This is a genomic window from Marinibactrum halimedae, assembly GCF_021234875.1.
In the GTDB taxonomy this organism is placed as follows: Bacteria; Pseudomonadota; Gammaproteobacteria; order Pseudomonadales; family Cellvibrionaceae; genus Marinibactrum; species Marinibactrum halimedae.
The window spans coordinates 36,211-59,432 of sequence record NZ_JAJQVM010000021.1 but is presented as its reverse complement, the minus strand read 5'-3'; the positions used below and the strand labels follow the sequence as shown (position 1 = coordinate 59,432).

Here is a 23,222-nt window from a genome sequence, read left to right as displayed (position 1 = left end):
CTTTTTGAAACGCAAAGGTATAAGGATAAAAACATGGCAAAAGTAGTGATTATTGGCGCCGGTGGCGTCGGCGGTGTGGTAACCCACAAATGCGCACAAGTGGCAAACACCTTTGAGGAAATCGTGTTAGCCAGCCGTACAAAAGAAAAATGCGATGCTATTGCCGCTCAACTGAATCGCCCAATCAAGACTGCTCAAATTGATGCCGACGATGTTCCTGCATTAACCGCATTTTTAGAAACCGAAAAACCTGAGCTGGTCATCAATGTCGCACTGCCTTATCAAGACCTGACCATCATGGATGCCTGTTTAGCGGCAGGTGTACATTACTTAGATACCGCTAATTATGAGCCCAAAGACACCGCCAAGTTTGAATACAAATGGCAATGGGCCTATGCAGAAAGATTCGAAAAAGCAGGCCTTACCGCACTGCTTGGCTCAGGCTTTGACCCAGGTGCGACAAACGTTTTTACGGCGTATCTCGCCAAACATTACTTTGATGAAATTCATGAGTTAGACATTATTGATGTCAACGGTGGTGACCATGGCCACCCATTTGCGACCAACTTCAATCCAGAAATTAATATTCGTGAAGTCACCGCAGAATGCCGCCATTGGGAAAATGGCGAGTTTGTTACCACACCGCCTATGTCTGAAATGCAAAAGTTCGAATGCCCTGAAGAAGTGGGGACTTACGATATTTATCGCATGTACCATGAAGAACTAGAGTCACTAACCAAACACTTCCCAACGCTAAAGCGTGCTCAGTTTTGGATGAGCTTTTCAGACAATTACCTTAAACATTTAGAAGTATTAGAAAATGTGGGCATGACGGGTATTGAGCCTATTGAGTTTAATGGCCAAGAAATCATACCTCTGCAATTCTTGAAAAAACTGTTACCCGAACCTTCTACGCTTGGGCCACGCACCAAAGGCAAAACTTGCATTGGGTGTATTGTGAAAGGTGTGAAAGACGGCAAAGAACGCAAAGTGTATGTGTACCAAATTTGTGATCACCAAGCCTGTTACGCCGAAGTGCAATCTCAGGCGATTTCTTACACCACCGGCGTACCGGCCATGATTGGCGCCAAGCTATTACTCGAAGGGCAATGGCAAAAGCCCGGTGTCTGGAATATGGAACAATTCGACCCAGACCCGTTCATGGAAGCCATGAATCAATACGGACTGCCCTGGAAAGTCATCGAATTAAGTTAATGGATTCTCATACTCTAAAAGGCTGTTAAGCACTAACAGCCTTTTTCTATTTTTATCATTTGCTTTTCTCCGGTATCCCCCCATGCCACAAAATACGTTTACTCACTTCGACCCGCATTCTGTACCATCACCCTGCTTTGTGGTGGATAAAGTCGCCATTGAAAACAACTTGAAAGTCTTACACCACGTTCAACAGGCCAGCGGCGCTAAAGTATTGGCGGCCCTCAAAGCATTTTCTTTTTGGCACCTAGCACCACTTTATAAAAAGTATTTAAGCGGAACGTGTGCGAGTGGTTACAATGAAGCAAAACTCGGATTTGATTACTACGGCGGAGAAACACACGTATTTTCAGCAGCCTTCAAACCAGAAGAGTTAGAGAGCGTACTCTCTTTTGCGGACCATGTTGTCTTTAACTCGTTACAACAGTGGCAGCGTTTCCAACCGTTAATTCAAGAGGCACTTAAAGCACGCCCTAGCTTGGACTTCGGCCTTCGAATTAATCCTGAACATTCCGAAGGCACGGTTCCCATTTATGATCCTTGTGCTCCCTGCTCTCGCCTAGGAATTCCTAATGATCAATTAGATAGAGGCCAGTTAAAAGGCATCAGTGGTTTACATTTTCATACATTATGCGAGCAAGGATTCGATCCATTAGACCGAACACTTTCTGCGGTAGAAGAAAAGTTTGGCGATATTCTTCCTCAATTAAAATGGGTAAATTTTGGTGGCGGCCACCACATCACAGCCGACGGATACAATATTGATGCTCTTATTCAACGCATCATTGATTTTCGGGAAAGATACGATGTTGAGGTGTATCTCGAACCCGGTGAAGCCATTGCGATTCACACGGGTGTGCTGGTTGCAGAGGTATTAGATATTACTCACAACACGATGCCATTGGCCATTTTAGATACCTCCGCTACCTGCCACATGCCCGACACACTGGAAATGCCCTACCGACCTGAAATAACGGGCGGTTATCTTCCTAACGAGAAAGCGTATACGTATCGCTTAGGGGGCATGACTTGCCTCGCTGGCGATGTCATGGGCGACTGGAGTTTTGAGCAGCCATTGAAAGTTGGCCAGCGCTTGATCTTTGAAGATATGTCCCACTACACCATGGTAAAAACAACCACATTCAACGGTATCAATTTACCCGCACTCGCGATTTGGGACTCCGACGCCCATCATACCCAAGTGGTGAAAACCTTTGGCTATGACGATTTTAAAAATAGATTGTCGTGATAATAGAAAGTCTAAAGAACGACTTTTAAACCGAAAATATCACACAAATCTACCGTTTTTTACATTGTAATTCACTGTACGCCAAGGATGGCTTCGCTCACGCTTTTGACGTTACCATTAACCTGTCTTTCACACTCAGCCATGAATATTAAGCTTGGCAATAATCAAAATAAACACCACAAATGTATTGAATCGCCACCATTAAAAAATGCGAGTACTCTTGCTCAACTCGCTCATTTAATGATTAATAACAACGAGGCTCTTAATAACCATAAAGTCACACCCACTAAATTCGCGGATTTCATTCATCATATCTAAACCAGAAATGTTTAATGAAATCATCCCCGCGAGCGCGGCAGTGATGGGCCACAAGTCATCATTGCTGGGTAACTTGTTTTTTAGGTATCCCGATCAAGTTACCCAAAGGGCCATGGAGTGAGTATCAGCGTTGGGTAGGAAACACTCGCGCTTGAGCCAGGTAATCGATACATAAGGGAATTTTCCCTATCACGCCTCTCAAGCAGCAAACGCTGTGATGCAATATCACAAGCGCTTTCACCAACTTGGGGAACCCGTACCATGAAAATTGCTATACCCAAAGAAGTACGCCCTGGCGAATGCCGGGTTGCAACCACCCCGGATGTGGCTGGTAAATTACAATCACTGGGGTATGAAGTCACGATTGAAGCCGGCGCCGGTCTTGCAGCGAAATTTCGCGATGACGAATACACCGCCGCAGGCGTCACCATCTCCAACGACACCAAAGCGCTTTGGGCCGATGCGGACATCATTATGAAAGTCCGCGCCCCAATGGAACACCCAGATTTAGGGATACACGAAACCGACCTTCTCAAAGAAGGCCAAACCCTCATTTCTTTTTTGTGGCCGGCACAAAATGCAGACCTTCTCGAAACGCTCGCCGCAAAAAACGTCAATGCCTTAGCCATGGACATGGTGCCGCGCATTTCCCGTGCACAAAAAATGGATGCCTTAAGCTCCATGGCCAATATTGCCGGTTACCGCGCCATCGTTGAAGCAGCTCAACATTTTGGTCGCTTCTTTACCGGACAAATTACCGCCGCAGGTAAAATCGACCCCGCCAAAGTCTTGGTGATTGGTGCCGGGGTTGCCGGTCTGTCGGCTATTGGTTCTGCCAAATCCATGGGCGCCGTGGTTCGCGCCTTCGACACTCGCCCAGAAGTAAAAGAGCAAGTGGAATCCATGGACGCCGAATTCCTTATGCTCGATTTCAAAGAAGACGGCTCAGGCTCTGGCGGTTATGCCAAAGTCATGTCGAAAGAGTTTATTGAAGCGGAAATGGCCTTGTTCGCAGAACAAGCACAAGAAGTGGACATCATTATCACCACCGCCTTGATTCCCGGTAAGCCCGCGCCAGAGCTCATCACCGAAGACATGGTGAAATCCATGAAAGAGGGCTCGGTCATTGTTGATCTTGCCGCCGAGCAAGGCGGGAACTGCAAGCTAACTGAAGCCAACAACGTCGTTGTAAAACACGGTGTCACTATCATTGGCTACACGGATTTGCCCAGTCGTTTGGCGAGCCAATCCAGCCAACTCTACGCCACAAATTTACGCCATTTACTCACCGACATGACGCCGGAAAAAAATGGCGAATTGACCATTGATTTTGAAGATGAAGTGGTTCGAGGTGCAACGGCGGTTAAAGCCGGTGAAATCACCTTCCCGCCACCCGCACCTAAGTTGTCTGCGGCACCCGCAAAGCCCAAAGAAACCCCTCAAGCACCAGAAGCCAAAGAGCCTGAGGAAGAGAAATCAAGCGCAAGCCCATTGTGGTTTGGCCTCGGGGCGCTGGCATTGATTGGCTTAGGCATCGGGGCACCGGCTTCGTTTATGGCTCACTTTACGGTGTTTGTGCTGGCCTGCTTCGTTGGTTACATGGTGATTTGGAATGTGACACCCTCGCTGCACACCCCTCTAATGAGCGTCACCAATGCCATCAGTAGCATCATCATTATTGGCGCACTCATTCAGATCTCGACACCCGACCCTTGGGTAATGTGGCTGTCAGGTATCGCGGTGTTGATCACCAGTGTCAACATTTTTGGTGGTTTTGCCGTCACCCAACGCATGCTTGCCATGTTCCGTAAATAACCGCAGAGAGGACAAATCATGACTCAAGGTCTTATCAATGTGGCTTACATCGGAGCCACCATTTTATTCATCCTCGCATTAGGCGGGTTAAGCAAACAAGAAACGTCTCAACGAGGCAATTATTACGGCATTACCGGCATGGCTATCGCGCTGCTGGCCACCATTGTCGGGCTGGTAACCGCTAACTACGCCTTGCTGATTGGGGCACTGGTCATTGGCGGCGCGGTAGGTGTGCTACTGGCCAAGAAAGTCGAAATGACACAAATGCCAGAATTGGTCGCTATTCTGCACTCATTAGTGGGAATGGCCGCCGTGCTGGTAGGTTACGCCAACTTTTTGGAGCACGGCACCACCCTAACCGGCGCCGAAAAGACCATTCACGATGTGGAAACCTATCTCGGCATCCTGATTGGTGCCATGACGTTCTCAGGCTCGGTCATTGCCTACCTTAAATTGAGCGCCAAAATCGGTGGCAAGCCCTTATTACTTCCAGCTCGTCACTGGCTCAACCTTGGGCTATTACTGATTGCCATTTGGCAAGGCTATGAATTTGTTGTGGCATCAGCCAATGGTGGCGGCTTAGAACCGTTGATCATCATGACGGTAATTGCTCTTCTTTTCGGCATTCATATGGTCATGGCCATCGGTGGTGCAGATATGCCGGTGGTGGTCTCCATGCTCAACAGTTATTCGGGCTGGGCTGCGGCTGCAACCGGCTTCATGCTGTCTAATGACTTGCTTATCGTCGTGGGCGCGCTCGTCGGCTCTTCCGGGGCAATTCTCAGTTACATCATGTGTCGGGCCATGAACCGGAAGTTCTTGAATGTGATTGCCGGTGGCTTTGGCACCACCAGCACCAGTAGTGCCTCCAGTGGCCCAGCCGGTAGTGCGGAAGATATTCAATCGGTCGATGCCGAGGAAGTTTCGAACCTGTTACTCGGTGCCAAAAAAGTCATGATTATTCCCGGCTACGGCATGGCGGTCGCCCAAGCGCAACATACCGTCTTCCAAATCACCAAAACCTTGCGTGAAAAAGGGGTGGATGTACGCTTCGGTATTCACCCAGTCGCGGGCCGTATGCCTGGGCATATGAATGTCTTACTCGCGGAAGCCAAAGTGCCATACGACATCGTGTTTGAAATGGACGAGATTAACGATGACTTCCCTGATGTGGATGTGTCTGTGGTGATTGGCGCGAACGATATCGTGAACCCTGCCGCGCAAGAAGTTCCTGATAGCCCCATCGCGGGTATGCCAGTACTAGAACCTTGGAATGGTAAGAAAACCATCGTTCTCAAACGTGGCATGAGCACAGGCTACGCCGGTGTGGATAACCCGCTATTCTACAAAGATAACACGCGTATGTTGTTTGGTGACGCTAACGACAGCCTAAGTGCCGTTTTCCAGCAAGTCAGCGCATAAACACCTCTTCTCTTGAAAAGATGCTATGCCGAATACCGTATGAACAGTGGCATCGTTCGTACGGTATTCCTTCCACTCTTTTTCTAATCTACCCCCTTTCTCACCACTCATCTCACGGCCAATGCTGCACTCGCTCAAAAAAAATGACAAAACTGCCCTAAACTGAGGGGAAGATTGTGAATAACAGTCACTTAAATCGTGAACCACTGCCATTTAGAGAAAAGAGAAGCAAAACAAGCTCTCTTACGACTGGCCTAAACAGTTCAATTTTCGGATAGCAATTGCGCCATTCGTTGACGATTGTATAATCAATATCAAATGCTGCGACGCAACAAAAATAATGTTTAATCGCGATTGCTCAGCCTTAAACGATGTACTTCATACTGACACCCATGATGAAGAATAAAGGTGAAGCGCCAAAGCGACGATGAAAGGTCATAAGGGTCGAAAAGGCAACACATTCCGCTGCTGCCCAAACCCATTAATGCTGAGATAACCCACTCAGTGATCAGTGTTCGTTGGAGACGACACCTATGCTTTATCACTTGTACGAATTTAATCATGCGGTACTCAAGCCCTTCCGCGATATGGCCGGGCTGAATAAAAAATTATTGGACTCAAAAATGAACCCGGTAGGTTATACCTTTCCGGGCCGCCTCGTTGGCGCTGCCTGCGATTTATTTGAGAGCATGACACGCCGGTACGACAAGCCAGAATTCGGATTGGAGGAAACCGTTATTAACGGTCAACCGGTCGCTATTGAAGAAGAGATTATTTGGTCTAAACCCTTTGCCAATCTTATCCATTTCAAGCGTAACGAAGAGGACTTTCAAAAAGCCCACGGCAAAGAGCACATCGACCCCAGAGTTCTTCTCGTGGCCCCCTTATCTGGCCACTACGCCACTCTGCTTCGCGGCACGGTAGAAGCTTTTTTACCCGAGCACGAGGTATACATTACCGACTGGGCCGATGCCCGCATGGTGCCCGTCTCGCAAGGGCAGTTTGATTTGAATGATTACATTGACTACGTCATTGAAATTCTACAATTTCTTGGCCCTAGCACCAATGTCATTGGGATTTGCCAACCAGGACCGCTGGTGCTTGCCGCCATTTCATTAATGTCTCAAGCCAATGATGACGCCTTACCTGCCACAATGACCTTTATGGGCTCACCCATCGATTGTCGTCGCTCACCCACCGTCCCCAATAAACTGGCAGAAGAAAGACCGTTATCGTGGTTTAGAAATAATCTAATTTACACCGTGCCTATGCCAAACCCGGGTGCCTTTCGACGCGTCTACCCAGGTTTTGTTCAGCTTAGCGGCTTTATCTCGATGAACCAGGATATGCACATTAATGCCCATAAAAACTACTTCAATCACCTCATTGAAGGTGACTGCGATAGCGTAGCCAAACACAGGGAATTTTATAACGAATACCTAGCCGTATTGGATTTGACCCAAGAGTTTTATCTCCAAACCATTGAGGATGTATTCCAAGAACACAAACTGCCTAGGGGTATATTGAAACATCGAGGTCAAACCGTCGACCCTTCTGCCATTACCAAAGTGGCATTAATGACCGTCGAAGGTGAACGAGACGATATTTCGGGTATTGGTCAAACTCAGGCTGCTCACGACCTTTGTGTGAACATTCCTCAAAACATGCAGTTTGACTACATTCAACCAGGGGTGGGGCACTATGGTGTCTTTAATGGAAAGCGCTTCCGTACGGAAATCCAACCTCGCCTAAAAGACTTTATTCGCTCTTTCTGCGACTACAAACTGGAGAAACAACACCAAGAAGCTTTAGCAGACAAAATCGGTACTTAAGCAAAGTCAAAATAAAGACATAAAAAAAGCGCCATAAGGCGCTTTTTTTATGTCTTGTGTGGAACTACTTCTTCATTCCATCTGGAACAAGTGAAACTTGGTTCACCTTCGCTTCTCGAGCCGCATCCGCAATGGCAACATAAGTTGCTGCAGTAGAAGCGATATCCGCTTTGATAATCACAACCGCTTTGGGATTTTCCGCATGCTTCTGCTCAATGATAGAGCGCACGGAACGTACATCCACACGACGATTATCAATCATCACCTCATCAGCAGGAGTAACGCTGATCAGGATATTTTCCATTCCATCCTCAGGTGGAGGATTATCATTAGGCTCTGGAATATTCACTCCAAGACCAACTTCTTTTGTGAACGATGCTGTTACAATGAAGAAAATCAACATAATGAACACCACGTCCAACATTGGTGTTAAGTCGATATCGGCTTTTTCTTCCGCTGTTCCACGCCCTTTTCTACGGCTCACGGCGCCTCTCCCCTCAACAATTTAGGTTAACGATTAACAAATCTTGAATATGAAGTTGAGCTGTATCTTATCAGCTTTACTCCAAATGTCCCTAATTAGAGCCCAAAAAAATCCAAAAAGTCCACTTAGTGGGAGTTCTCGCCTAAATCTGGCTATTTATCAATCAAAAAATCGTTTGCCGTAGCAAAGAATGACGAAATAATGATCAAAAACACTCTCCCAATCTTCAATCAGCGATTGGCAGCCGGTTTTACTTTCATCATCTTACGAGCATGAATCAATGCCAATAACTGACGAATCTCTTCACGTTGCGCTTGCGCTCTCAAACGGCGTACTTCCTTTGGAGACATGGCAGACGTATCCGGCTGTGGCGGCTCAGGCTCACCTTGTGCAAGATAAGTCTCTGCCTGACGTGCATTAGTAGGCGAAGCCTTAGACTTCTTAGAGAGCGATAAGACCCGCTTCTTCGGTGCCTCCATAGAAGAAGGCCCAATGTTCGGATTCGAAAGCGCTTCTTCTTTTTTAGCGCGTTTTTTGGCTTCAGACTCGGCTTGCTTCAACCGCTTAGCTTCTGCCAAGCGGGCACTCTTTGCGGTTTCTTTATTATTAAGACGCTGCTTTTCAATTTTCAGCATCACATCGCGCATCATTTTCGCATCTTGAGTTTCGGCTCTTCGCTTAGCGCTTTCCCGCTCTTCTCGTTGTTGAGCAATAGCCTCTTTAATTCTGCGCTCTTTAGCCGCAGACGATGCCTTTCCCGTTGCCTCAGGGGCGGTATTTTGCGATTGACTGCGAGCGCTGACCTGTCTTGCCCCTGATAAAGTACTGGGCTTTGAAAATCCAACGCCAGCGACTTTGTTTGACGCACTAGAAGCCGCTGAAGAATTCAATCCTCGACGATCAGATTCAGCAGAATCATTACGGTTGGAAGTACTATTTGAAGTACTCTTTGAAGAAGAGTTACTGGAGGCGTCAAGTGCTTCAAAGTCATCGTCACCACCGGCGAACTCATCAAAAATACCACTCAACAGCGCCTTCACTTCAGAAGCCGCTGTCACAGAACGTGTACGTACCGCACCCGTAGTGGCACCTTTCGGAATCTTAATGACACTGGCCCCTAATTCGTCACGAGCCTCCTGAATAAGCTCTCGTGATTCAGCGGGGTTTTCGGCAAAACCGAATTCATCTAATGCGAAAGAAGCGGCGCCCGTTTCGCGTAACAAATTGAAAAAAGTGCCAACGGCACCGCCGTCAGCCAAACTAATCAGTTCTGCCCAATATTGATTTAAATCTTCCCGAGCGTTTCCTACAAAGACAGCTCCAGATACCGTATGAGTGGCGGTGAAAACGATCACTAAGTATTACCCCAATCTCTGACTTTTGGCCGAAGAAAAAAGGTGCGCATTATAGGTAATGAAAAAAAAATAGTAAGAATTGACAACGCAAAAAAGCGGGTTTGTGATGATTTTTTTTCAACACACCGCTGCTGCACCTTTTAGTCTACTCGGTAAGCGCTAAATTCTTATGACCTGTAAAGGGTCTGTAAAGAGATAGACGGGTGCATAAACGTTATAAAGTCCAATAGATCCCTTTGAATCGGCCATAATAGCAACCTTATTCATCTTTGCTCTTTCTTCACTTTAGAGAAAGAACGTCAAACCTCCGAAATTATACAAAAAGATCTTGCTGCACAGAAAATTGATGATTCACATCTTTTAAGCCAAACCCCACACCTAACAATCTCACAGGCGCCGTTCGCCGAAGCCATATGTCTTTCAACAAGAGTTGAAAGACATCCAGTAGCTCTTGCTGTGCCAGTGGAGTAAAACCTTCAGTAGGCGATTCGCCGATCTCTAAAACACGCTCCGCAGACACTCTGTGAAAATCTGCATACTTTACTTTAACGGCGAGTTTGTGAATCGCGTAACTATTATCCAATCTCTGCCAACGCTGAATCAACCAATCTAACAATAATGGTAATTCCTTATCGCACTGCTGTATCGATTCTAAATCCATTGAAAAAGTCCGCTCAACGCTCACCGATTTACGTCGCCATTGGCTTACCACCAAACGATCGTCTCTACCTCGGCTTCGCTCATACAACTTTCGACCTTGCTCACCAAATAACTGTATCAGCTTTTCTAAAGGCCACTCTTGTAGCTGCCCACAATAAAATACCCCATGGGACATCAACACTTGTTGGGTACTACTGCCGACACCAGGAATACGACTTACCGGTAATTGCTTTACAAATTCCAATAGCTGCTCTGGATGAATTACCGTTAAACCATCTGGTTTACGCCAATCACTGGCCACCTTTGCAAGAAACTTATTGGGCGCTACACCAGCAGAAATTGTTATCCTAATCTGCCTCTCAACACGCTTACGAATTTCTTTTGCAATCGAAACAGCATTCATATTCCGTGAAGCGGTTTGCGTCACATCAAGATAAGCTTCATCAAGAGATAAAGGCTCAATTAACGATGTAAACTCCGAAAAAATTTCTCGGATTTCATCAGAAGCTTCCTTATAAAGTGGCATTCTTGATGGCAAAACAACCAGATGGGGGCATAAACGTTTCGCCGTCGCAGTGGCCATAGCCGAGCGCACACCAAATTTGCGCGCCAAGTAATTGCAAGTTGAGATGACTCCTCGCCGATCAGAGCTTCCCCCTACCGCAATAGGATAGTTAGCCAACTCAGGGCGTTCTCTCATTTCAATAGCAGCGTAAAAACAATCCGCATCACAATGAATAATTTTACGATTTTCCTTCAATGGCGATTTCCTCTAAGAAACGCTCGACGACCTAAAGATAGAAATAGGTATTCAGAACCACTGCCAATATTCAGAGATTTAAGGCGCACACATACAATCGAGCAACAAGAATTCACACATCACGAGAATGATCATCGTCTTTCCGCTACAATAGCGCTGAAATGACACAACATCTATTGTGAATGTTTAAGTTATTACTCATCAGGTTACTACTGCTATTGATACGACAGCGATGCGTAATTAAATCGCCTACTCACACAAGCCCAGTATATTCGTCTCTGCCCGCAGTGACTGAATGTAAATTAATCAATATGAAAGGCACATCATGACAATTGAAACATGGTCACCCAATGAAAATACTGAACCTTCAGAAACGCTCAATGTTGAACAACTCAAATCACTTTCTAAACTAGGCCATGAAGAAAAACTCAACAATCTAACGACACTCTTATCTCATGATGAGCGAAATGCATTACGCAATACCATGTTGCTCAGCTTTGACCAATGGAAACAATCTGCAGCATCATTGTCTGAATCCGAGATTTGGAATCTCATGCGCTTTCTCACTGTAGCGGAGAACCAATTTTCAGAGTGTAAAGTCGGCTCCCAATCTCCCGTGATCGCTCTTAATCAACTACTGAAATCTCAAGGCATCAAACTGGGAAAAGAACGCCTTCAATGGATCAAACAACATTCCGACAATAAATTTATACCCAACGGCCCCTTATAACGACCAATACAGAAAGAGAGTCCCCACTTTTTGCAAAATGCAATTACAGCCGCTTTGCCAATGAACGAAAATATTTATCCGTTTTCTCTCAGCTCAACATATGCAATCGACAATAACATTGGTAAGACGACTCTCAAAAATGACTCAACCAATGCACATGACTAGCCATTGGTTGAAGTCGGTTCTGTTGAAGCTGGCTCTTAAGTGGATTTCTTAAAACAGCCCATACAACGATGCCGTTCTCAACTGGCTTATCTGGCTACCTTCACTTTATAAACAATCCAACAACTCCACTGTCAACAACGGAATGTGACAAGGAGAAATGTCAATAACCAGAATGAGTAACAAGGAAAGCCGTAAAGAGACACGCTCTTTTTGCACTCACTCTGTGAGTTTTGTCGAAGTGACTCAACACTTGAATCGCATAGAGGATAAATGCCCTCATCAAGAATCTCTTTCAAATCAAAACGCTTTCACTTCGCTACTTTTTCACATTCACACCATCACAAAGCCAATCATCTCTCTCACCTTCCGATCATCACCCTTCGGCATGTAACGTTTTGAGAGAAACGATTCTCGAATCTTTGTAAATGAAGCAGTAGATGACTGAAAGAAAAGCCGTGAGCAACACCAGTGGTTTTACAAATTCGCAATGTGTGAACAGACAAAAAGCGGATTTGAATCACTTTGCATCTTTTTCGATAAATTGTGACGAAGAATGTCAAAATTTTCACTTTCTGGGATTGAAATAAGACTTTCGACAATCCATTTACTGGTAAATGCCCCATCTTGTTCACACACGACCTCTCAAAATACATTCAGAAAGAACACAATCAATGTCCACCCCATGTTTCACACATCAAACTCGCTTTTGATTGGAAGAAATGGATTTGATTGAAAGAGGCGATGAAAATTCTTAAACGGTATCGAGAGAACTTTGCAATAAGAAAAACAAGACATCACACTCAAATTTTATGTGCACATGAAGAAGTTTTTAACGTCTCAATCAAAGGATTTTGGACTCCCATTGCCAAATACAAAGAACAATTCAGAAGAGCAAGGACAATAAAACGGCTTTTTTCATTAACGAATTAAATAAAAATTTGCCTCCGAAGATGAAAAAAATAGAAAAATCGCTCTTTTTTTCTTCGCAGACCCATAAAAATGGTCTATTTTTTAGCAAAGTGCTTGAAATTTTTTGTCAAAGGCTTAATTTATACGGGCCTATTAAATTTCATAATTGTTGCTAGCAATTTAATTATCCATAAAGGAAACGATCATGGCTGCACGCAAAGCTACCGCAGTTGATCCTGTCGCTAAACTGGAACAGGAACTCGCTGTACTCAAAACTAAACTTGCAAAGGCTCGCGCCGACCAAGAAGCCTCTTTGGCAAAAAGTATCACCAAGCTATCAAACGAAGCCAAAAAAGCTGCTTCTGACGCGTCTAAAGCACGAGCTAAGTTAGCCACTGCTCGTACCAAAAAGACACCAACTGCAGCACAAAAAGTAGCCGCAGCTCGCGAAACCGTTAAAGTATGTGTCGAGAAAGCAGCTAACGCAAAATCCGAAGTAGCGACGCTAAAAGCAGAGCTGAAAGAACTGAAGATTGCAAACAAAGCAGCAAATGCTATCGCGAAAGCAGAAAGTAAAGAGCTTGCTCGCATCGCTAAAGAGAAGGCTGCTAAAGAAAAAGCTGCCGCTAAAAAAGCCGCTGTTAAAGAGAAAGCCGCTGCCAAAAAAGCCGCCGCCAAAGAAAAAGCCGCCGCTAAAAAAGCTGCTACCAAGACAGCAACCACAACAACGGCTGAAACCAAAACTCCAGCAAAACGTGGACCTAAACCAGGCGCGAAACGCGGACCTAAGCCAGGCGCGAAACGTGGACCTAAGCCAGGCGCGAAACGTGGACCTAAGCCAGGTGCAAAACGTGGACCTAAGCCAGGTGCAAAACGTGGACCTAAGCCTAAGACAGCAACCGCTGCCGTAACGACTGCACCAGCAGCAGGCACTCCACCGAAGAAGCGTCGCGGTCGTCCACCAAAAGTAAGACCAGCTGAGTAATTCAACAGCGATGATGTCACTGGGTACAAAAACGTTATCAAAGAATAACGTCGATACTCAGCAGAGTGACTAAGAATAAAAAAAGAGCCTTATTCAGGCTCTTTTTTTATGTTTGTATTCTGTTATTAACAAAGTGTTTCTTTACAAATAACCACCACACCCTCAACAAATAGGATCATGCTTCATAACTGAGTCGTGAAAGAGGCTTTTTAGAATAAAAAGTAAACGCCTTCCATTGTCATTTGCCATATAAATAAAACTGAAAGTACGCTCATTTAGAATTGATGAGTGATCGAGGCTTTAGATCTATTTCAAATTCTGAAATAGAAGAAAAACGACAGAACCCACGATAGCGTAACGCTTCACCACTCACACTCGTCGCATCGAAGTCCAATTCATAAGTGACAAGGTCTGTGGTTAACGATGTGGGCTTAGGCTCAGTTGGAAAATGCCATTTCAAATTCTGCATTGCGCTTGCTCGCTGCTCTAACGCCTTAGTACAAATTGCCCAGTACTTTTCATTAAAGCGCTTGTGCCGCTCTTTTTTACCACCGTCTTCATTTTGCTGAACAGCGAATGTTTTTCCGTCCACCACAACAGGGTAAGACATAAAGTTACTGTCTCGACATATGATGCGAAACATAGGATGCTCATCTGTACTCAATGCTTCTATTCGTTCACCACGCAAGATTTTTTGGCAACGGGGCGTCTCTTCGACAATACTTGCGGCTTTCCGTAATTGAGGTAACAAATACTGATAGCTCGCCGGCAACCATAATCGTTTTGAATCGGAGTGTACGAATACAGGGTGCGACAAAAAAAGCACCACTGAGGTGAGACACACTTTAATTGACCTTCCTCTCCTCAATGCAGTGCAGCAAAAACCAAAATCGCGTAGCATCGGTAACAAGTTAAAAGCCTTTTTCCTATTTTGTGCACTCATCATCATCGATTTTATGGGCTAATAAAGGTCGGGTCTTTGATCATCCTATGGTAAACATAGGCATGTAAGGTCAATTGCTGCTGCTTCGACAGCTCTGTAAACTCCACACCAAATACCGCCGGCACATTTTCTTCGACCTCTCGCGTGGTACGCTCAACTCTTGCTCGAACAGTAGCGACCAAATCCAATTCATAAGTATTTTGGCCAATAAGAATATCTGACGAGATTCTCAATTCATCACCGATATCGGCAATAGGATCATTCAATTTCAATCGAGCACCAGAAATACTGATATCACCCAATACTCCAGAACACACTCGCTCCTCTATCGAACTCAAATTTTCTGCGCGAATGGACTCGTCCACCTCAACTCGCGTGGCGCCACGAATTTCTTTGAACGTTATTCTTTCAGGGTAGCTCAAGTAAATCATCGGTACTGGGCTATTGGCTGTTGACAAAATTCGGGCAGGGAATGAGCAAATACCATTTGACAGCATGATATTCGCCATCACCTTTAACCCTGATCGTAAACGTTTGCTCACCGCAGAACGCGGCATAGAAACCATTAAGCCATGCCCAGGACATGCACCATAAAGAGAAAGCTTTAATTTAGTAGGCTCCCCGCGAGTTGACATAACATGTAACTGAATGGGATACCCATAACGTAATTGTAACTGACTAAAATCCATAAATAGTGCATCTAAAATTCATCTTGATGATCATTATTAACCTAGACATCAAATGCATCAAGCCGGTTGACCTATTCGAGACTTTCGATGGAAAAAACGTTCGAGAATATCGGGAATCACCAACATAACGGGTGTGACTAATAAGGTAAGCACGGTAGAAAAAGCCAATCCATAGACAATGGCACTGGCTAAAGGCACCCACCACGACGCCAGTGCACCACCTGTAATAATATCGCGCCCGATTAAGTCTACACTGATACCAAACGCAATCGGCATTAACCCCAATATTGTCGTAATGGTTGTTAAAAATACCGGACGAATCCGTTGAGCACTGGCCATTACGGCCGCCTCTGGCGCCACTACTTCTGGGTGGCTGCGGCGAATATGGTTATAGGTATCAATCAATACAATATTATTATTCACGACAATACCCGCCAAAGCGACAATGCCAACACCGGTCATAATGGTACTGAATACACTTTGCGTCACCAATAAACCCAATAAAACACCCGCCGTTGACATCACCACTGCAGATAAAATTAAAAAGGCTTGATAAAAACTATTAAATTGCGTCACCAGTAAGACAAACATCAGAAACAAAGCAAGGGAAAAAGCCACCATCAAAAATGCTTGTGAATTCTCTTGTTCCTCATTGGCACCTCTAAAGACCAATCTCACACCAGGCTCGGTTGGATTCTCATTTAGCCACTTTCGGATTTCAGACAGTTTGGTATCCGCCAATACTCCCGGTTTGACATCCGACTTCACTGTCATCACCATATCTCCGTCCACACGTGAGACTTTATCTACTTTAGGCTCAGGCACACGAGTAACAAAATTACTAATCGTCACCGGGCCTTGTATCGTGTTAATCGCCAATTTATCCAAGGCATCAATTCCCCGATAAGATTCTGGAAAACGAACGCGAATTTCAATTTCTTCATCGGCATCATTGGGTCGGTACTCACCCAGCAATGCTCCATTTGTCACCATTTGCACGGTTCTCCCAATATCGACCGTACTCACTCCCAATTGGTCCGCTAAAGCACGATCCACTTTGAGCTGCCATTCAATACCTGGCGGCGGTGTTGAGTCACTAATGTCTCTTAGACCTTCAACCGTTTCCAGATAATGTCGTATGCGTCGAGCTTCTTGAATTAATAACTCCGGCTCGGTGGATTCCAATTGTATTTGAATAGGTTTACCCACCGGAGGACCACCTTCCAATAATCCCGCTGTTGCTTTAATACCGGGAATACCTTCAACAACCTGTCGAATTTCTTCAAAAACTTCTCGGCTGGATCGAGGTAACGTTTCTAACTTATGTAATTCCACCCACATACTGCCAATTTGATCCTTCTCAGGCGCTCTCGCCCCAGCCTGATTTGCACCAGCACCACTGGCAGCATAAGTCATCGCCACCTCAGGAACCTCTAATACAAGACGCTCAACTTCTTGCACAAGGTCTCGAGACTGCTCTACGGATAAGTTACCCATCGCTCGAACTTCGACAAAACCGTATTGTTGTTCAGTTTCGACAAAAAATTGTACGCCAGCATTTCCTGCACCATAAGCTTTAAAGATGAAATACAACGTCGCTAATGCCACCCCACCGGTTATCAAGGGGTGGCGAGTCAATACCAATAAAAGGCTTGCGTATTTCCCCGTTAGTCCACTAATTTTCCATGGTTGCGTACCTTCCAATAAAGAGAAGTATTCCGTTGCCTTTGAATTGATCTGACCTTTACCGAATAAGGAGCCCAGAACAGGCGCAAAAAATAACGCATACAATAAAGAACCGGTTAGTACTGCAAAGACCGTCACCGGTAAATAGCTCATGAATTTCCCAGCCACTCCCGGCCAAAACATAAGCGGCAAAAAGGCAGCCAATGTGGTTGCCGTCGACGCAGCAACTGGCCAAAACATACGTTTTACTGAAATTTGATACGCACTACGAGCAGAAATGCCCTCCGCCATTTTTCGGTCTGCAAATTCCGTAATCACAATAGAACCATCGATTAACATACCCAGGGCCAGCAACATTCCAAACATCACCATAAAATTAAAGGAATAGCCCAGCATGTAAACCACAATTAAGGCAAACAATAATGAAAAGGGAATGCCTGCCCCTACCAACAAACCTGAGCGAAAACCCAAGGTGGCAACGACGACAATAAAGACCAAACACATGGCAGTAACAATATTGCCTTGCATTTCTCCGACCATGCCCAATGTAAAATCAGACTGATCAAACACGTAACCGACTTTTATCGAAGGTGGCACCTGCGCTTTCATTTCTTCTACCACCTGCCGCACAGCCAATGACAACTCGATGCTATTTGCATCGTTCCGTTTTTCCACTTCAATGGCCATCGCTTTTTCGCCATTGACGGTGGTATAACGGCTTGGATCTTTAAATGTACGACGCACATCGGCAACATCGCCCAATGTGATCACGCCGTCCATAGTACTTTTAAGGGGCAATGAGAAAATATCCTCTCGGGTCTCAAGAAGACTCGGGACTTTTACGGAAAAACGGCCGCCATTTTCATCCAGCTCCCCTGCTGGAATTAATAAATTGTTACTAGCCACCGCTGACGCCAAGTCATTACTGGTTAACCCGTAATACTCAAGGCGAATAGGATCAATAAGAATTTCAATGACTTCTTCTCTTACACCAACAAGGTTGGCTTCAAACACATCCGGTAATGATTCAATGGCACGCTCCAATTGTTTTGCAACGGTAAATAATTCACGTTCCGTTGCCCCACTGCCACTTAAAGTGATAATAATGGCGGCCACACCTTGAGCAGAAACCTCCTCTACAACAGGCTCTTCCGCATCTACCGGCAATTCAGCTCTAGCTCGATCTACTTTTGCTCTCACATCCAGCAAGGCCTGGTCAATATCTGTGCCTGATTCAAACTCCAATACCACATACGCTACCGACTCGCGGGCAGTGGAGCTCATTTCTTTCACATCCGTTAACGATCTAAACTCCTGCTCCAAGGGGCGAATTAATAGTCGATCGGCATCCTGAGGAGAGACACCATCTAGAAATACCGACACGACTAGAACAGGTACAGGAATATCAGGCTCAGCCTCTAGGGTCATATTAAAACGAGAAAACAACCCAATTATTAACAGCAGGCCCATAATGCATAAAGTGGCCCGAGCACGCTGAGTGGCTGCTTCAATAATTCTCATTGGCCACTCCTAACTTTTGTGGGTTTTCAGTGGCGGACTTATTCAAAGAAGGCAATTGCTGACCCTCTTTATTACTGGCAATATCGACCGAAACTGTTTGTCCAACCGACACATATTCCTGCCCCACCGTAATCACCAAACTGTCTTTAGGTAAGCCTTTTACCCACACACCATCATCACCATCACCCACTATCTCAACTGTGTGTAATACCACTTCATTTTCTTTGCCTAATAACTTCACCGCAACATTTCCATCGTCACGTAAAGTCAGTACTGCTGCAGGCAGTTGATGTGCCATTACCGTCTCGGCCGTCACATTCACCTCTGCCGAAGCTCCGGCTTTCACTGCGGCATTTGGGTTTTCCATTTGAATTTCGACTTCATAAGTTCGTGTAGTTTCATCTGCTCGCCCCTCAATAAAAGCCACTTCTCCGGAAAAAATTAAACCGTTTTGAAGCCTGATTTGTGCAGGTGCACCAACCTTGAATTGTGTTGCCTGGGATTCAGATACACGCCCGATAACAGCCAATGGGTTCAATTCGATAATTTCTGCACAGGTATCGCCGACTCTTAAATAATCTCCTACTTCTACCGGCCGTTGATTAACGTAACCATCAAAAGGGGCACGAATATTTCTTCGATCCATATCCAACTGTGCTTGAGCCACACTCAGTTTGGCGCTGTTAAGTGCTGCTTTTGCCGAAGCGATAGCGGCCTGAGACTGATAACCATCATTTTCAAGTCGCTTTGCACCCTGGTAATCAATTTGAGCGCTTGCCAGCCGTGCTCTTGCATCATCTAACCTCGCTGCACGGTCGTCTGTAGCAATTTCGCAGATCACATCTCCATGAGAAACCCAGTCTCCTCGGTCTTGGGGCAATGAGGTAATCCGACCAAATATTTCAGAACGCATTAACACTCGTCGTAAAGGCTCTGTTCTTGATTTCACCAAAATCTGACGAGCATACGATTTTGCCTCATACCATTGAGCACGAACCGTTTGCTGCTCTAATTCTCGGTCTAATGTTTTGCGATTGGTGCTCTCTGACGTAACCGTATTTTCTGATGGATCAGAATTATTTTTTTCTGACGTAGACAATACACCCGATAACAACCACAAACTTAAAACCAAAAAGATAATGGCCGCAATCACTCGATTTTTATTCTCATTACTCACATTAATTATTGACATGTAACGTCCTTCCTAAGCGTTTTCAATCAATACAGCCCATATAAGTGCAATCAATACTAATATAATCAATACCAATACAATCCAGATCAATACAATCAACCCTAAACATACTTACTGGCTACAACCCCATTTCTCCCACAAAACCATAATGGTCCGTTAACGTACAGTAGCTTATTTAAAAGACAGACTTAAGACCCCAGATGGCCAGCAACATCACCGCGAGACGTTTAGATACATGAGAGGCTCAACCAAACTGATTTTAGTTACGAAGAAGCAAGAGAAAGCGATTGCCCTACGCCATCTATTTTGTATGCTTTTATTCACATATGAGCCAATATAAATGGCGTAATTTTCATTATTCAAACCAATCGCAAAAAATACTATGGAAGAATAATTACCATAAGAGAATAATAATGAGGGGAGGGGGGTATGCTGACTAATTAAAAGCGGATTCGTAGAAAAGGGGAAGAAAGAGTGGAAATGGATTGATCAGAATAAACCGCCTATTTAGAAAAGTAATATTTAAAATCCACCCTAAGATTTTATTCTAAAACACGATACATAAATGGCATGATTATTGTCGTTTATTATAAATTAACCACACGCTATTCCGGCAATCTCTCTTAGTCTATTTTGGTTCACTCTGGCTCAGTTATGCCCGCGCCCGCCAACCGATAGTTCTTGGACTAATAAATTGAATGTCGCGGGTTCTTTTTGAGCATAATTGAGGTTTTCAGCACTTAACTCACGATTCCAAGAAATCAACATCTGAGCCATCGCTTTTGCTTGTTCATGCAAAGCATGAAGCTCTTCTTCAGTATTTTGTGGGCCAGTAAATAAGCGTAGTTTACGATGCTCGCTAGAAATAATACTGTTGGGCTGTTGACTACGATAGACTTCTAATTTCCATCGCAGGTTATGCACAACATTGCGATAATACGCCAACTTTGTTAGCAGTGAGATAGAATTAAAATCGGTCAAATTGCTGAACAACGAAAAATTAGTACCAAACACCAGCGCGGGCTTACCATTTTTGTCTACAGCAACATTAGCACTACGCGGCCCCCCTAGTAGCATGGACAAATCGCCAAATAGCTCACCAGGAGTAATCGTGTTAACCACCTGAGATAGACCATCTGAGCGATTTACAATAACCTCTAACTCACCTTTAAGTAGAAAATAGACTCGCTGATCAAACTCACCCGACGACAAGAGCTGCTCCCCTGGGCTGACATCCACTAAGCGGGATTCACTCAGTAAAAAGTCATACTGCTGTTTGTCCTGACTTCTCACTTGTCGAAAAAATGGAATATAATTTAACAAGCGGTCAATCGCCTGTGCGTCTGTTTGTACAATACTTTGAATTCGCATAACTCATTACTTCATAGTGCTTTGTTGTTTTATGGCGCCTGATATTCAAAGTGTTTTCCAATGAATATTTCCCAAAACGTATCAACTCACCAGCCGCTGTTCTCCTACTAGGCACCTGTTTATTTTCTTTATTGTCAGATTTAAACACTGCCTTTGGAAGAAAAAGACTGACTGGTTCAAATTTTAAAAGCTAACATCAAAAGGTCCTTCATTTTCAATAACTTAGGCCACCAACTAAGGTATTTATGGCGCCAATTGATATTGTCATATAGTTGCGATTAATACTTTTTTCTGATACTAGACTTATTAGAGGGCGATGTACTTCACAGATGTACTCCTTAGTTGTACTTTACAAAAACGTCGAGTTCATCATTCCCTTCACCAAGCACCTATAAAAATATAGACAACAAAAAATCAGTGAGAGATTAAAGAATGCCGATAAAATCACATAAGAAACCTCCGTTCTATCGCAGTTTTTATCATTGGCTACTCTTTGTGTTTATCTTTTTATCCCACACAGCTACTGGAGAGCCCTTTCTCAATGGCCTCTCCGTACACCAGCAACTGGGCAAAGATCATTTCATTGCCGCCGTCTATGCAGAATACTTAACTAACAGCCCGGATGAACTCTTCCAAACCAACCAACACCGACGCATGGAGCTACGTGTCTTGCGCAAACTTACCCCTCGTAGGTTTGCACGTATGTGGGTAGAAGGCGTTAGTATTAATAACAGCGCCTCACAATTGACCGCCGAAGCAGAAAATATGGTGACTTTTAATAACCTATTCATTAAATCACTCTTGCCTGGCGACCAAGTGGTGATTGATGCCCCAATCAACGCTCCTATCACTATTTCACTGAATGGCATCACATTAGGTAACGTTGAAAGCACTGGGTTGTTCAATATCTTACTGAGAACCTGGGTAGGCTCAGTCCCCCTCTCTACTACCTTTAAAGAAAACTTATTAAAAGCTGGCTCAACCAATGGCGATGTTCTGCAGCGCTTTCGAAGTATCGAGCCAAGCTCGGCACGCACTGCTGACATTAATAGCTGGCTTTCTCCGAATGAAGAAGAGGCCGATAAAGAAGCATCTGAAAAACCCGCACAAATCGCATCCGCAAACGTTGAGCCCGTTTCAGTACCAACGCCTGTCGCGGTTGCGCCGCCCAAAGTTGCACAAACACCTGTCAAACCCAAAGCGAAACCTGCTCCAAAACCCAAGCCAAAACCAAAACAGGTCATTGCTTTAGTTACAGAAGATGAGCTCGAAGAAGACTTCCTAGAAGATGGCGATGAAGAGTTTGAAGCACTGACCGTAGAAAGCCTGTTAAGCCGACAACTGTATCAGTCAAAACTGCTCAAATGGGCCTATAAATATCTCAAATACCCCCGGCGTGCGATGAGCAAGGAAGAAGAGGGCAGCGTGCAGGTGCAAATCATTATTGATCGCGGTGGTAATATTCTTACTGCCAAAAACATCAGTGAATCCCAATACCGATCTCTTAACAAAGAGGCATTAAGAGCCGTGAAGGCGGCCAATCCATTTCCGCCAATGCCGAAAGAAATGCAGGGTGAAAGATATGATTTTACTTTGCCTATTGTATTCCGCTTACCCGATTAGCAAAACGCTTCTTCAACGCTCAAGCATAAGCCATATTCGCCCGATTTATCGTAGTGAGGGCGAATGGCGACCCATGAGTTCGGCAACTGGATTCTATGGGCAGCGAACGACATCAATAGGCGAGCACAAACCGGCATAAAATATCCACTCACAACAAACCGCTCAAGTTGACTGCCCCAAACACCTCCCAGATAAGGTTTTATTTCTATAATAAGAGAAACTTTGGTTACACAAGCGTAAAACTCCGCCCTCTTATTCATTCGTCATCTACAATTTGGCTATACATGAGGAACTTTAT

The 23,222-nt window shown here is 44.8% G+C and carries 17 protein-coding genes; 8 read left to right on the top strand and 9 right to left on the bottom strand.

All coding sequences use genetic code 11. The features are described from left to right. The first annotated feature begins 33 nt into the window (after positions 1 to 33). The 5 genes from LU351_RS12950 to LU351_RS12930 all read left to right on the top strand — a co-directional run bounded on the left by LU351_RS12950 (position 34) and on the right by LU351_RS12930 (position 7,851). Complete coding sequence (locus LU351_RS12950; protein ID WP_232594505.1) at positions 34 to 1,215, top strand: saccharopine dehydrogenase family protein; 1,182 nt, start codon at positions 34 to 36, stop codon at positions 1,213 to 1,215. A gap of 82 nt (positions 1,216 to 1,297) precedes the next feature. Next, a complete protein-coding gene (nspC, locus tag LU351_RS12945) occupies positions 1,298 to 2,464 on the top strand; it encodes a carboxynorspermidine decarboxylase (protein WP_232594504.1) in 1,167 nt (388 codons plus the stop codon). Between the two features lie 579 nt (positions 2,465 to 3,043). Then, positions 3,044 to 4,597, top strand: coding sequence for a Re/Si-specific NAD(P)(+) transhydrogenase subunit alpha (locus LU351_RS12940; protein ID WP_232594503.1), 1,554 nt, complete (start codon positions 3,044 to 3,046; stop codon positions 4,595 to 4,597). A gap of 18 nt (positions 4,598 to 4,615) precedes the next feature. Further along, a complete protein-coding gene (pntB, locus tag LU351_RS12935) occupies positions 4,616 to 6,019 on the top strand; it encodes a Re/Si-specific NAD(P)(+) transhydrogenase subunit beta (RefSeq protein ID WP_232594502.1) in 1,404 nt (467 codons plus the stop codon). Between the two features lie 533 nt (positions 6,020 to 6,552). Next, positions 6,553 to 7,851 carry a polyhydroxyalkanoate depolymerase gene (locus tag LU351_RS12930; RefSeq protein ID WP_232594501.1) on the top strand — a complete coding sequence of 433 codons (1,299 nt, stop codon included), beginning with the start codon at positions 6,553 to 6,555 and terminating at the stop codon, positions 7,849 to 7,851. Positions 7,852 to 7,915: 64 nt separating this feature from the next. Here LU351_RS12930 and LU351_RS12925 read toward each other — a convergent pair whose 3' ends face one another. The 3 genes from LU351_RS12925 to dinB all read right to left on the bottom strand — a co-directional run bounded on the left by LU351_RS12925 (position 7,916) and on the right by dinB (position 11,110). Further along, positions 7,916 to 8,335 (bottom strand): ExbD/TolR family protein, encoded by a 420-nt coding sequence (locus LU351_RS12925; protein ID WP_232594500.1) that lies wholly within the window; start codon positions 8,333 to 8,335, stop codon positions 7,916 to 7,918. 230 nt (positions 8,336 to 8,565) lie between these two features. Then, positions 8,566 to 9,690, bottom strand: a complete 1,125-nt coding sequence (locus LU351_RS12920; protein ID WP_232594499.1) for a hypothetical protein — start codon at positions 9,688 to 9,690, stop codon at positions 8,566 to 8,568. Positions 9,691 to 10,003: 313 nt separating this feature from the next. Next, positions 10,004 to 11,110, bottom strand: coding sequence for a DNA polymerase IV (gene dinB, locus LU351_RS12915; protein ID WP_232594498.1), 1,107 nt, complete (start codon positions 11,108 to 11,110; stop codon positions 10,004 to 10,006). Positions 11,111 to 11,435: 325 nt separating this feature from the next. Here dinB and LU351_RS12910 point away from each other — a divergent pair, with 325 nt between their 5' ends. Beyond that, positions 11,436 to 11,840 carry a hypothetical protein gene (locus LU351_RS12910; RefSeq protein WP_232594497.1) on the top strand — a complete coding sequence of 135 codons (405 nt, stop codon included), beginning with the start codon at positions 11,436 to 11,438 and terminating at the stop codon, positions 11,838 to 11,840. Between the two features lie 1,279 nt (positions 11,841 to 13,119). Beyond that, complete coding sequence (locus tag LU351_RS12905) at positions 13,120 to 13,899, top strand: hypothetical protein (RefSeq protein WP_232594496.1); 780 nt, start codon at positions 13,120 to 13,122, stop codon at positions 13,897 to 13,899. Between the two features lie 271 nt (positions 13,900 to 14,170). Here the strand turns inward: LU351_RS12905 and LU351_RS12900 are convergent, their stop codons facing one another. The 5 genes from LU351_RS12900 to LU351_RS12880 all read right to left on the bottom strand — a co-directional run bounded on the left by LU351_RS12900 (position 14,171) and on the right by LU351_RS12880 (position 21,301). Further along, positions 14,171 to 14,716, bottom strand: coding sequence for a hypothetical protein (locus LU351_RS12900; RefSeq protein ID WP_232594495.1), 546 nt, complete (start codon positions 14,714 to 14,716; stop codon positions 14,171 to 14,173). Between the two features lie 137 nt (positions 14,717 to 14,853). Then, complete coding sequence (locus tag LU351_RS12895; protein WP_232594494.1) at positions 14,854 to 15,531, bottom strand: flagellar brake protein; 678 nt, start codon at positions 15,529 to 15,531, stop codon at positions 14,854 to 14,856. A 57-nt stretch (positions 15,532 to 15,588) separates the two neighbouring features. Next, positions 15,589 to 18,738, bottom strand: a complete 3,150-nt coding sequence (locus LU351_RS12890) for an efflux RND transporter permease subunit (RefSeq protein ID WP_232594493.1) — start codon at positions 18,736 to 18,738, stop codon at positions 15,589 to 15,591. Then, positions 18,725 to 19,930, bottom strand: coding sequence for an efflux RND transporter periplasmic adaptor subunit (locus LU351_RS12885; protein ID WP_232594492.1), 1,206 nt, complete (start codon positions 19,928 to 19,930; stop codon positions 18,725 to 18,727). The genes LU351_RS12890 and LU351_RS12885 overlap by 14 nt, the downstream gene beginning before the upstream one ends. 648 nt (positions 19,931 to 20,578) lie before the next feature. Further along, entirely contained in the window at positions 20,579 to 21,301 is a 723-nt protein-coding gene (locus tag LU351_RS12880) for a cyclic nucleotide-binding domain-containing protein (protein WP_232594491.1), read from the bottom strand. 432 nt (positions 21,302 to 21,733) lie between these two features. Between LU351_RS12880 and LU351_RS12875 the strand changes: the two genes are divergently transcribed. Continuing rightward, positions 21,734 to 22,924 (top strand): TonB family protein, encoded by a 1,191-nt coding sequence (locus LU351_RS12875; RefSeq protein ID WP_232594490.1) that lies wholly within the window; start codon positions 21,734 to 21,736, stop codon positions 22,922 to 22,924. Here LU351_RS12875 and LU351_RS12870 read toward each other — a convergent pair. After that, complete coding sequence (locus tag LU351_RS12870; RefSeq protein WP_232594489.1) at positions 22,921 to 23,184, bottom strand: hypothetical protein; 264 nt, start codon at positions 23,182 to 23,184, stop codon at positions 22,921 to 22,923. The two genes, LU351_RS12875 and LU351_RS12870, sit on opposite strands and share 4 nt — an antisense overlap. Positions 23,185 to 23,222: the final 38 nt, after the last annotated feature.